8 protein-coding genes are annotated in these 13,335 nt (G+C 46.6%); all 8 read left to right on the top strand.

Features of this window, described 5'->3' with window-relative positions:
* The first annotated feature begins 159 nt into the window (after positions 1-159).
* Positions 160-855, top strand: coding sequence for an endonuclease III (gene nth / locus AC0VYE_RS18765; RefSeq protein ID WP_076265730.1), 696 nt, complete (start codon positions 160-162; stop codon positions 853-855).
* Positions 856-860: 5 nt separating this feature from the next.
* The gene (locus AC0VYE_RS18760; protein WP_076265731.1) at positions 861-1,133 is read left to right on the top strand and encodes an NAD/NADP transhydrogenase alpha subunit; all 273 of its coding nucleotides are present in this window, start codon (positions 861-863) and stop codon (positions 1,131-1,133) included.
* A gap of 10 nt (positions 1,134-1,143) precedes the next feature.
* The gene (locus AC0VYE_RS18755; protein WP_475442538.1) at positions 1,144-4,800 is read left to right on the top strand and encodes a dynamin family protein; all 3,657 of its coding nucleotides are present in this window, start codon (positions 1,144-1,146) and stop codon (positions 4,798-4,800) included.
* 295 nt (positions 4,801-5,095) lie between these two features.
* Complete coding sequence (locus AC0VYE_RS18750; RefSeq protein WP_076265733.1) at positions 5,096-6,883, top strand: ABC transporter ATP-binding protein; 1,788 nt, start codon at positions 5,096-5,098, stop codon at positions 6,881-6,883.
* Positions 6,883-8,706 carry an ABC transporter ATP-binding protein gene (locus AC0VYE_RS18745; protein ID WP_076265734.1) on the top strand — a complete coding sequence of 608 codons (1,824 nt, stop codon included), beginning with the start codon at positions 6,883-6,885 and terminating at the stop codon, positions 8,704-8,706. The genes AC0VYE_RS18750 and AC0VYE_RS18745 overlap by 1 nt, the downstream gene beginning before the upstream one ends.
* Before the next feature lie 156 nt (positions 8,707-8,862).
* Positions 8,863-10,047, top strand: coding sequence for a formate-dependent phosphoribosylglycinamide formyltransferase (gene purT, locus AC0VYE_RS18740; RefSeq protein WP_475442537.1), 1,185 nt, complete (start codon positions 8,863-8,865; stop codon positions 10,045-10,047).
* Positions 10,048-10,077: 30 nt separating this feature from the next.
* Entirely contained in the window at positions 10,078-10,365 is a 288-nt protein-coding gene (locus AC0VYE_RS18735; protein ID WP_475442536.1) for a YqkE family protein, read from the top strand.
* Positions 10,366-11,358: 993 nt separating this feature from the next.
* A complete protein-coding gene (parE, locus tag AC0VYE_RS18730) occupies positions 11,359-13,329 on the top strand; it encodes a DNA topoisomerase IV subunit B (protein WP_076265738.1) in 1,971 nt (656 codons plus the stop codon).
* The last annotated feature ends 6 nt before the right edge of the window (positions 13,330-13,335 follow it).

The raw sequence follows: 13,335 nt of genomic DNA, 5'->3' as shown, positions 1-13,335 counted from the left end.
TTAACGAAATTTTCATCAATTATAAGCCGAGATATTCATTTTTTGTGAAAAAACTGCCCTTAGGGGCAGTTTTTTTATAGAATATGCTTGTTTACGGTTGCGAAGCGTGACAAATTTCGCTACACTTTGAACGATAGTGTTTGATTAGGGGAGAGGACGATGGTTGCGAAACAAAAAATGCGTCATGTGCTAGACATTATTGCGGACATGTTTCCAGATGCACACTGTGAGCTTAATCACAGCAATCCGTTTGAGCTTACAATAGCAGTACTGCTGTCTGCGCAATGTACGGATGAGACGGTCAATAAGGTGACGGTGAACTTATTTCAAAAGTATAAGTGCCCCGAGGATTATTTGAGCGTACCGCTGGAAGAACTAGAGCAGGACATTCGCCGCATCGGCTTGTTTCGAAGTAAAGCATCAAATATACAAAAGCTTTGCCGTATTGTCATAGATAAATATGACGGGAAAGTGCCTGAAAGCCATGAAGGTCTGACCGAGCTGCCAGGTGTAGGGCGGAAGACGGCTAACGTCGTCATGTCTAATGCATTTGGTGTGCCTGCCATCGCTGTTGATACGCATGTGGATCGTGTAACGAAGCGACTGGGATTCGCTAAGGCCGAAGACAGTGTCCTAGAGGTAGAGAAGAAGCTGATGAAACTCGTTCCGCGCGAGGAGTGGACATTAACCCACCACAGACTCATCTTTTTCGGCCGCTATCACTGTAAAGCGCAAAGCCCGCAGTGTCCAATTTGTCCGCTGCTTGATTTGTGCAAAGAAGGTAAACAACGTATGAAGCCAGGTTTTAAAACCAAAAATAAGAGTATAAAACCTAAAATAGCCAGTGAAGGATGATGAACATGAACTGTATTTCCGTGTACACAAACAATTTTGAGCTTTTTTCTGATATTTATGAGCAAGTGCTTGAGTCTCCGCCAGAGGAGCACGAGGATATCCTTGTAGAAGGCATTACAGTTAGCGGCTCAGGCGATGTGCCTGATCAATACATCGAGCGTATGCGCATTAAACCTGAGGTTGTTGTGATGAGAGATAAAGAGCGCAACATTATGATCTTGCAACATGGCAACGTATTTGAAATTTGTTTGCCGTCTGAAGAAGAGCAAGCCGTTTAAGGAGAAGCAAATGACAGAAACAACCGTGCAAAGCATAGCAGGAGCTATATCCGAAGCAGCTGGTTTAATGTCAGCTGCAGGAGATACATTACATGCCAAGCAAGCACAGGAGCTAAACAGTAAGCTGACCGATGGTCGGCTTACTGTCGCTTTTTGTGGACATTTTTCAGCTGGCAAATCAACTCTCATTAATCGTTTATGCGGAACTAAGCTGCTTCCTTCAAGTCCAATTCCAACAAGCGCGAACGTTGTGTCTATTCGCGGCGGGGATCGTGCTTATGCAGCTGTTGAAACCGTAAAGAATGGTGTGGCTTCCAAAGCGGAAGTTCCGATCGACCAGCTTGACCGTTATTGTGTCGATGGCGAGCAATTTACTTCTGTATCGATCGTATATCCGTCCGAGCTTTTAGGAGATCATACCGTGCTCCTCGATACGCCTGGCATTGATTCAACTGATGATGCACACCGGATGGCAACCGAATCCGCGCTGCATCTTGCAGACGTCGTTTTTTATGTCATGGATTATAATCATGTGCAGTCTGAAATCAATTTTTCTTTTGCGAAGCAATTGAAGGATTGGGGAAAGCCCTTATATTTTATTGTGAATCAGATTGATAAGCATCGTGATCGCGAGCTTTCTTTCGCAAGCTATCGTCAAAGCGTTGAGGATGCGTTTCACGCTTGGCACTTGGAGCCGGCGGGGATCGTTTATTTGTCGTTGCGCGAGCCAGAACATCCTCATCAAGAGTGGGAGCAGCTGCTTGAGCTGCTAGATAAACTGCAAACGATCCGCAAACCGCTTTGTGTGTACAGTGTAGATGCGTCATTGCGCCATGTAGCTGATGGACATTTGAAATGGAGCGAGCAGCAAGCGGAGCCTGAGCGTGAACGGCTTCTTGCTGAGGCAGGCGGCGTGGAAGCTGTTGCCCTTGTCACAACACAAATGGATCAGCTGAAACAGAAGATTCGGCATGTTTCAGAGCAGAAAGAGGTTTACCGGGCGCAGCTTCGCAAAGAGCTGCAAACGCTTCTGGATAATGCGAATATTACTCCAGCGGGACTGCGTGATTTGGCTCAAACGTTTCTGGAGAGCCGTAAGCCTGGTTTTAAAGCGGGGCTGCTTTTTGCGGCAGCTAAGACTGCTGCTGAGCAGGAACGGCGCTTGCTGGCGTTCAGCGAGGAATTAAACAGTTTAATTAGCGCTTCGATCGACTGGCATGTGAAGCATCTGCTCCGTACGGAAGCAGAGCGTATATCATACGATGGCGAGCTGCTGGAATCGGAGCTCGCGCGGAACTTGGCTTGGCTGCCGGATTCGGAGTGGCTTATTGCGAGGGTGAAACCTGGCGCCGTCATCAGCAACGAATATACGATGACGTTCAGCCGCGATCTAGCCGCGGATGTGAAGGCCGTTTATCGCCAGCGCGCGCTTGAGATTATCGATGCGCTGGCAGACCATGCAGCGGCGGTAGGCGAAGCTGCCGCCGCTGAGGCAGAGTCACAGCTTGCTGCGCTTCGCGCGCAGGCTGGTGCACTTCATGCGCTTACGGCGCTGGCGAAGCGCGCCGAGGAGCATAAGGCGCGGCTAACTGCCGCGCTGCCTGAGGCGCCGGCAAGGCCGGCATTGCCAGCACCGCGTGCAGCTGTGGCTGGCGGGGGTATTGCCGCGCAAGCTGGCAGCGACGCTGCTGAAGCGCGGGGTGTGCTTGCGAGCGAGAGCGGGCGAAGCGCGCAAGCGGGGCAGCATCATACGGCAGCAGGGCGAAGCGCCCTAGCTGGCGGAGCAGCTTTGGCGCAGCAGCACAGCGCTGCAGCGCGCTTAGCCAGCGCCGCGGAGCTGCTGGCGCCGCATGCTGCGCTTGCGGCTGCTGCGCAAGCGATGAGCGATAAGGCGAAGCGGCTGCAGGACAGCCGCTTCACCATCGCATTATTCGGCGCCTTCAGCGCCGGCAAATCATCGCTTGCGAACGCGCTGATCGGAGAACCGGTGCTGCCGGTTTCTCCTAATCCGACGACGGCAGCGATCAACCGACTCGTGCCCCCTACGGCGGAGCACGGTCATGGTACAGCGCGCATTGTCATGAAGACGCGCGCTGCCATTATCGATGATGTGCGCTATTCCCTAGCGCTCCTCGGTGAAAAAGAGCAGCAGTCTGATGACGCTGCTCTCATGCGGGCGATCGATCGCCTATCTCCGGATTCCATCGGAGCTGGCGGTCGCCCGCATTTCAGCTTCCTGCGCGCAGCCCGTGCAGGCTGGGCAGAGCATGAACCGCTGCTCGGTCAGCAGCTGTCGGTCGATCAAGCGGAATACGAAAAGTACGTTGCTGAGGAATCTCGTTCCTGCTTCGTGAGTGAAATTGAGCTACATTATGACTGCGCATTGACGGCGCAGGGTATCGTGCTCGTTGACACGCCAGGAGCGGATTCTGTAAATGCTAGACATACGGGCGTAGCCTTCAATTATATTAAAAACGCCGATGCAGTTTTGTTTGTCACGTATTACAATCACGCCTTCTCGCAAGCTGATCGTCAGTTTCTGATGCAGCTTGGCAGGGTGAAGGATCAGTTTGAGCTTGATAAAATGTTTTTCCTTGTTAACGCAGCCGATTTGGCGGCAGATCAGGAGGAGCTTACAGGAGTGCTAAAGCATGTAGAGACGAATTTGCTGCAGCATGCAATTCGCTCTCCTCGCTTATTCCCTGTATCGAGCTTGCAGGCGCTGGACGGTAAACTAGATGGAAATGCAGAGCTGCTGCAACGCTCCGGCATTGAAGCTTTCGAGCAATCATTTCTTTCCTTTATTCAGAACGATCTCGGACGGCTAGCTATTGATGCCGCTGAGCAGGACTTGAAACGAGCGGCAGCGACAGTTGCCGGCTGGCTTCAAAGCGCAGAGGGCGATGCAGCTGGGCGTGAAGCTGAGCTTGTTGCGCTGCTGCAAGCGGTGAATGAAGCGAAGATCGATATATCAGCGCTTCAAACCGGAACGATCCCTGAGCAGCTAAAGCAGGAGCTTAGTGAGCTATTGTATTATGTCGTTCAGCGTATCCAATACCGTTTTGGTGAGTTTTATAACTTAGCCTTTAATCCGGCCTCCTTGCAGGATGATGGACGTGACTTGCGCAAAGCCATTTGGACATCTTGGCTGGAGCTGCAGCGGCTCGTCCAGCTGGAGCTGTCACAGGAGATGCTGGCAACCTCGCTTCGTATGGAGCGAGGCATTCATACGCAGCTGCAAAAGCAATATATTCATACTGCGCAGCGTTTAGAAAATTCAATTTCCGCGTATAGTGCTGTTCCTTATGCGCCAGCTGCTTTGCCAACGCCAGATGAGCCGACCGCTTGGGAAGCGGATAACGTTGATACGAAGCTGCTTTGGAGCCGTTTCAAATCACCGCGTCAATTTTTTGAAGGCGAAGGCAAATCGATTCTTCGCAAAGAGCTTGAAGCGCTGCTTGCTCCTTCATTAAATGGATGGATGTCCGAGCAAACGCTCTTGTGGACATCGCTTTACGAGCAAATTTGGCAGAAAGCGGCTGATCAAGCTGGTAAACAGCTGCAAGACGATATGCTTGCCTATGAAAGTGGCAAACGAATCTCGTTGTCCGGCAGTGCGGACACGGCTGAGCTGAAGCAGCTGTATAATCAATTGATTCATATCTAATTGTCAATGAATACGGATTGTTCTATCGCATTAACAGCTGAATGCTTTTGCGAGCGTGTAAAACGCTTGCAAAAGCTTTTTTTTATTTAGTGTGTTTTTGTGCAAAAATTGAGTAATAGGCACATATTTGTCATGATTCGCGACCAATTGGGAGTATTAACCGTTTCCAATTTAGATAACGAGTCAATAAGCGGTTTATAACAGGTATATGCATATTTATACTGTTTGCTCGCATTTGATGATGCTGATAATATTCATTCATGCTTACAAAATAGATACGGGGAGATGGATTTACTTGGACGTACTAAGGCAGTTGAAAGCATTTTATTGGGCGGAACGAAAGTTTATGTTCACCTCGATATTTTGCTTAATGTGCGCTACGGCGCTCGGACTTGTCTATCCGAATTTACTGCGATACTTGATTGATGATGTCATCACGCCGAAAAAATTCGAGTTAGTGCCGACGCTTGCTTTTACAGTAGTCGGAGTCATTATCATTAAAGGATGCATGCAGTATTTACATGGTTTTTTTGGTGCACGGCTTGGTAACAAAGTGGCATTCCACATGCGGAATGCACTGTACGACAAGCTGCAGACGCTGTCATTTCAATATTATGACAAAGCAAAAACAGGCGATTTGATGTCACGTTTAACAGCTGATTTAGAGGCGATTCGCAACTTTATCGGTTTCGGCTTTGCACAAATCTTGAATATGGTGTTGATGATCTTGTTCGGCGGCGCAATGATGCTCTCTATTCATTGGCAGCTAACATTGATTACATTAGTAACGATACCGCTGCTAGGCTTCGCAGCCATTCGGTTTGAACGCAATATTCATCCAGCGTTCCGCGAAATGCGCCAAGCGATGAGTAATTTAACGACAGCGGTTCAAGAGAATATTACGGGCGTACGCACGGTTAAATCATTTGCACGTGAATCGCATGAGGTATCGAAATTTTCCATACGCAGTGAAGCCTATCAAACGAATCAGGTTGGCGCAGCAAAGATTTGGGCGAAATTTTTCCCTGTAATGGAGCTTGTTGCGAACTTAAGCGCAGTTATCCTGCTTGTAACAGGCGGTATTCTTGTCATTAACGGATCACTGCAGCTCGGTGAATTTGTCGCATTTTTCAGCTTGATTTGGTACATTATCGGTCCGATGTGGGGCCTAGGGTTCCATATTAACAACTACACGCAGTTCAAAGCTTCAGGCGAGCGTGTACTAGGACTGCTGAATGAACATGTTCATGTGAAAAATATTGAGCACGCGATTGAGGTTAGCAGCGGTACCGTAAAAGGTCATGTACGCTTCGATCATGTTACGTTCAGTTATCCTGACAAAACGCCGGCGGTAACCGATTTGGTCATTGATGCGCCAGCAGGCTCTGTCATTGGGTTTCTTGGTGCGACAGGCTCAGGGAAATCAACGATTATTCAATTGTTAATGAGAGCCTATAATGTAAAAACAGGTTCAATTACGCTAGACGGGATCGATATTAAAAATTTGGATGTCGCAAGTCTTCGTTCATTAATAGCACCCGTGTTTCAAGAAACGTTCTTATTCTCGGCATCGATTCGCGATAATATCGCTTATGGCGTGAAGGATGTAACGCCAGAGCAGATCGAGCACGCAGCTAAGCTGGCTAAAGCGCATGACTTTATTTTGGAGCTGCCGCTAGGCTACGATACGATCGTCGGCGAAAGAGGAATGGGCTTGTCCGGTGGACAAAAACAGCGGATTGCCATTGCTAGAGCACTCATAAAAAATCCTAGAATTTTAATTTTGGATGACGCAACAAGCGCGGTAGATATGGAAACCGAGCATGAAATTCAAGCGGGCTTCAAGGAGCTGATGGCTGGCCGCACGACCTTTATTATTGCACATCGGATTTCTTCGCTTAGACATGCCGATGAAATCATCGTATTAGACAAAGGCCATGTCGTTCAGCGTGGTAAACACGCAGAGTTGATTAAGCAGCAAGGACCATACCGCGACACCTACAACATTCAATATGCTGACTATCCGCTTGATGATGCTGCAATAGCTGCGCAAGCGAATGAGCGGAAAGGGAGTACCGTATAATGAGTACGAGTGCCAAAGCAAAAGCTAGCAATAAAAATGAACGCTTCATATACCAAGACGATGAGCTGATTGAAAAGCCCTTTAACTGGGGCCAATTGCGCCGCCTATTCGGATATATGAAGCCTTACACCAAACAATTAATGCCCGTCATCGTTATGATGATTCTTGGTACGTTGACACGCCTAGGCGTGCCGGCGCTCGTCATTTTGGCAATTGACGAAGCGATTGCTCCTGAGCAAGGTGAAACAAGTGTACCAAAGTTGATTACTATCGCAAGCATTATGCTGGTCTTATATGTTATTCAATGGGCATCCAATACGTACCGAATCAAATATACGAATATCATTGGGCAAAAAGTTATTTATGATCTCAGAAATCATTTATTCCAGCATATTCAAAAGCTAAGCTTCCGTTTTTACGACAAGCGCCCAGCAGGCTCAGTACTCGTTCGTGTCACGAATGACGTAAATGCACTGCAGGATTTGTTTACAAACGGTGTCGTCAACTTATTGATGGACTGTGTGCAATTGTTCGGTATCGTCATTATTTTGCTCGTATGGAACTTTAAGCTTGGCCTTGCGGTCATGATAACCGTACCGTTAATGTTCATTGTATCGACGACTCTGCGCAAAAAGATTCGTTTTGCATGGCAGGATGTGCGCATTAAGCAGTCCCGTATTAACTCTCATTTAAATGAAAGTATTCAAGGGATGAAGGTAACGCAAGCGTACGTGCAAGAGAAAGACAATATGAGTTTCTTCGATCATATGAATACGATCAACAATAAATCATGGAACCGAGCGTCATCCCTTAACCAAACGTTCGGCCCTGTAATCGAGATCACTTCAGCAATCGGTACTTTTATTCTATTCTGGTATGGCTCCCACCTCATTCAAATAGGTGCGATTACCGTTGGATTGCTTGTTGGTTATGCCAACTATATCGGTAACTTCTGGGACCCGATCAACCGACTAGGACAAATGTACTCCCAGCTGCTTATTGCGATGGCTTCATCAGAACGGATTTTTGAATTTATTGATGAAGAACCGACTGTAGCTGAACTAAAGGTTGCAAAGCCGCTTCCGAAAATTGTTGGCGCTGTAAAGTTCGACCATATCGTGTTCGAATACGAGAAGGGAAGGCCAGCACTCAAGGGCATCACCATCGATGTAAAAGCAGGCCAATCGATAGCGCTCGTCGGGCATACTGGTTCAGGAAAAAGTACAATCATCAACCTATTATGCCGTTTCTATGATCCGGTTGAAGGCCGTGTCCTCATTGACGGCATCGATATTCGTGATGTGACGATCGAAAGCCTGCGCTCACAGGTTGGCATCGTGCTCCAGGATACGTTTATTTTTGCAGGCACGATTCGTGACAATATCCGTTATGGCCGCTTGGATGCAACCGATGCGGAGATCGTAACAGCAGCTCAAGCCGTTAACGCGCATGATTTCATTATGGGGCTGCCAGATGGCTATGATACGCAGGTTGAGGAGCGAGGCAATGTACTCTCCATGGGTCAGCGTCAGCTGTTATCGTTCGCCAGAGCATTGCTAGCTGATCCGCAAATTCTAATTTTGGATGAAGCAACAGCCAGCATTGACACTGAAACGGAGCTGAAAATTCAAGAAGCTCTTAAAATTCTTCTAGCAGGACGTACATCCTTTATGATTGCTCACCGATTGTCGACGATTCGTCACGCGGATGAAATTATCGTGCTTGACCACGGTGAAATCGTTGAACAAGGCAATCACGAAGCGTTGCTTGCAAAGCGCGGCGTTTACAACGGCTTGATCGAAGCACAGTACCGTTTTCTTTAAAACGTGAGCATCATTCATTTCAGCAAATGCTTATAAAATAGTTGATTTTTAAGCTTAGAACCTCCACAATGGAAGAAAAAACGAACCGAAACGCTAGTCTCTGCCTTTAGGACAGAGCTGACGATTCGATTTGCTTCCAGGAGGTTCTTTTTCTTTATGTATGGATCACCCTTAACAACGAATGCTCGCAAGTTGCTCCTGCTAGGCTCTGGTGAGCTTGGTAAAGAGGTTGTATTGGAGGCTCAGCGGCTTGGCATCGAGACCATTGCAGTAGATCGCTATGATCAAGCACCAGCTATGCAGGTTGCACATCGCAGTTATACAACGGATATGCTGGATGGGGCTGAGCTTCGCCGTATTATTGAGAAGGAGCAGCCTGACTATATTGTTCCGGAAATTGAAGCAATAGCTACAGAAACGCTGCTTGAACTTGAGAAGGAAGGACATCGCGTTATTCCTACAGCACGCGCAGCTTGGCTGACGATGAACCGCGAAGGCATTCGCCGCTTAGCTGCTGAGACATTGGAGCTGCCTACCGCGCCATATCGATTTGCAGATACGTTTGAAGAGCTTGCTCTTGCGGCCGAAACGCTTGGTTTCCCATGTGTCATCAAACCAATTATGAGCTCCTCAGGCAAAGGACAAAGCGTTTGCCGATCTGAAGCGGAGCTTGAAGCATGCTGGAGCTATGCGATGGAAGGTGGACGTGCCAAGAAGCAGCGTGTTATCGTGGAGGGCTTTGTAACATTTGAATCTGAAATTACACTGCTTACCGTACGATCAGTTTCGGGTACAAGCTATTGTCCGCCAATTGGTCATGTGCAGAAGGATGGCGATTATATCGAGTCCTGGCAGCCGCATCATATGACTGAGGCACAAATTGCTCAAGCGGAGTCCATAGCGCAACGCATCACCGATGAGCTGGGCGGTTTTGGTATTTACGGAGTGGAGCTATTCATTACAAAGGATGGCGTCTTGTTTAGTGAAGTATCGCCGCGTCCACATGATACAGGCATGGTAACGATGGCGACTCAGGATCTTTCAGAGTTTGCCCTGCATGTAAGAGCTATTTTAGGATTTCCAATTCCAACAATTCGGTTGCTGTCACATGGTGCATCACATACGTTGAAAGCAGACCGTGAATCTTCCGATTTCCGTATTGGCGGTATTGAAGAGGCTTTGTCGGTTCCTAATACACAGGTTCGCGTTTTTGGAAAACCAGAAACGAAGGTTGGACGAAGAATGGCCGTTGCGCTGAGCACTGCTCCTGATGTAGAGCAAGCACGAGATTTAGCTCGTAAAGCTGCAGAAGCTCTTTACGTATCGTATACTAACGAATAGAAAGTTTATTTTAAGGCAGGTGCAGCAGCTATGGGTAAAAAACAGAAAAAAATAACGTCTTCAGCTCCTAGAACATCATCAAAAAATGCTCCGAAAAATGAGTCGGAAAACGGCTTGACGCTTAAGGATTTATTAAGCAATGAGGTGCTAGGCAAGCTAAAAGCACAAGCGGATGATATGAAGCAGGCTGAAGCATCACGTAAAGAAGAACTTCGCAAACAGGAAGAAGAAAAGAAGAAGCAGGAGCAAAAGCGTTTGGAAAACGATTTTTCTTATTTGCTTGAGAATAGCGACCCTAACTGGTCGAAGCATAAGTAATAGGAAGAAAGTCGTAGTTCGCATTGTTCTCAAAAAAGCACCTTAGGGTGCTTTTTTTGTTCGGAATATCCCTAATACACTAATTTCAAAACTTTTGATATAATCTTATTTTTTATGATTTTCTTTTGTTTCAAAATGCATGCAGGGTTTGCCAGATGAGCGAAAAACCATTATGCTCGGCAGTACGCTTGTTTTAAATCCAAAAGCTCTGCAGCCTTTAGGTGCACTTGGCTCCCATGTAATAAAATAATGTTTGCATTTCAAACAATCAATGCGTTCATTCGTATTCATTCTGCTACCTCGAATATGATTTTGGGTGTAGATTTGAATCGTAAACCATATTACGAAGGTTGAGCATTAAAGTCAATCCTAATCGATTAATTAGGCAAGGCTGAGCCTCACAATCGCTTTTTTTAATACAAATTGTTACCACGCATACATAAATCTATTGATTCTGCAAAACATGCTAACAACAGTTATTAAAGTGATGTGTGCATTCCATTTTATTTTCGAAGGATTTAGCTAATGTCATTGCAGTAAATTCTCCATGTACGACAAGCGTATAACGCAATGTTTCGTGGTCGAAGCTGGTAGAAATGCTCAAACCGTGGATATACACGAATAAATTAAGCGTTTTATTGAAAATGAGTTGTAGAAATTGTGGAACAAAAAAAGTTTTTTTGTTATTGTGTTAATTATGCTTGCGCTTATTCCGATTATTACATACGCTGAGCTGTAGGTTATGAATAAGTAATGCTGCTGTTGAAACAAGACAGGAAACTATAGAACACCTCACAACAAAACGTTGGAAGGTTCTGTTAAGCAAGGATAGTGTGTTATCCTTATATGTATCTCTTATGACCATTAACAAAATAAGGCTTGAAGATCGTTCAATTGCACTAATCGTTTTTTTTGGAGACTTTACGAAACATGACAAATTGAATTAAAATAGCTTGAAGATACGGAAACGTGATTATAGATAGGGGGACGCTCATGTCTGAGCAAACAGATCTCTTCGCAAATACAGCGGCCGCAGACCGAAATTATGAGGCCGATGATATACAGGTGCTTGAAGGGTTAACAGCAGTTCGTAAAAGACCGGGCATGTACATAGGAAGTACAAGCAGTTCGGGTTTGCATCATCTCGTTTGGGAAATTGTCGATAATGCAGTCGATGAGCATTTGGCTAAATTTTGTTCGGCCATTGAAGTGACGCTGCACAAGAACGGAGCAGTAACGGTACACGATAACGGGCGTGGTATTCCTACCGGCATGCATAAGACCGGTATTCCTACACCGCAGGTCGTATTTACGATTTTGCATGCGGGCGGTAAATTTGGCGGCGGCGGATATAAGAAATCCGGCGGTCTACACGGCGTTGGCGCATCCGTTACAAATGCTTTGTCAGAATGGCTTGAGGTTGATATTTACCGAGACGGCAAAATTCACAGACAACGCTTTGAATATTGGATCGATGAAGCGGGACGTGAGCATGTTGGTGAGCCCGTACGCGGACTTGAGATTATTGGCACTACGAATCGGACAGGCACTAAGGTTACTTTTAAGCCGGATGGCCGCGTGTTCCAGAATGGCACAACATTAAGTTATGATACGCTGGCTGAGCGTTTGCAAGAGATTGCTTTTCTAAACTCTGGATTAAAGGTAACAATTAAAGACGACCGCAGCGGCAAGCAGGATGTGTTTCATTATGAAGGCGGAGCTCGTCAATTCGTTCAGTTTTTGAATGAAGAAAAGACCGTACTGCACGATGTTATTCATTTTGCTAGTGAGCGCGATGATATTGAGGTGGAGGTAGCCCTCCAATACAATGACGGATACACGGAGACGATTGCTTCCTTCGTCAATTCCATTCCGACACGCGGCGGCGGTACGCATGAAACCGGTTTTAAAACCGCATATACTCGCGTCATGAACGACTATGCCCGTAAAGCTGCGATGCTTAAGGAGAAAGACAAAAACCTTGAAGGCAACGATTTGCGCGAAGGCATGATGGTCGTTATTAATATCAAAATGTCTGAGGTTGAGTTTGTCGGACAAACAAAAGACCAGCTCGGAAGCTCATCTGCACGAAGCGCTGTTGACGCAATCGTCTCGGAGAAGATGCAGGTGTTTCTTGAGGAAAACCCTCAAATCGCACAAATGCTGTTAAAGAAATCACTTCAAGCCTCGAAAGCGAGAGAAGCAGCACGCAAAGCACGTGAGGAAATCCGCAGCGGCAAGAAGCGGAGCGAGAGCTCAAATCTAAATGGCAAACTAACTCCTGCACAGTCAAAAGATATTACTCGCACGGAATTGTTTATTGTGGAAGGGGATTCAGCTGGCGGTTCAGCTAAGCAGGGCCGTGACTCGAAATATCAAGCGCTGCTGCCGCTTAAGGGAAAACCGATGAATCCGGAGAAAGCCAAGCTCATCGATATTTTGAAAAACGACGAGTACAAGGCCATCATTTCTGCAATAGGGGCAGGTGTGGGTTCTGAGTTTGTCGCTGAGGAATGCAACTATAATAAAATTATTATTATGACTGATGCGGATACAGACGGTGCTCATATCCAAGTGCTTCTTCTTACTTTTTTCTACCGTTATATGAAGCCGTTAATCGATTTGGGACGCGTTTATATCGCTCAGCCTCCGCTTTACAAAATTACACGTAAATCAGGCAAGCTGGAAACGATTCGTTATGCGTGGACAGATGAGCAGCTTCAAAACTATTTGAAGGAATACGGTAAAAATTATGAGCTTCAGCGTTATAAAGGGCTTGGTGAGATGAATCCTGATCAATTGTGGGAAACGACGATGGATCCAGAGAAAAGAACGCTTCTTCAGGTACAAATCGAGGATGCAGCCAAAGCAGAACGCAGAGTATCAACGCTTATGGGAGATAAGGTAGATCCGCGTAAACGTTGGATTGTTGAGAATGTCGATTTTATGGAATATGAGGAATAGGGGGAT

The sequence above is a fragment of the Pristimantibacillus sp. Z349TD_6 genome, assembly GCF_056173205.1.
Note: the sequence above shows the minus strand (reverse complement) of the source record. Positions and strands in the feature narration are given on the sequence as shown.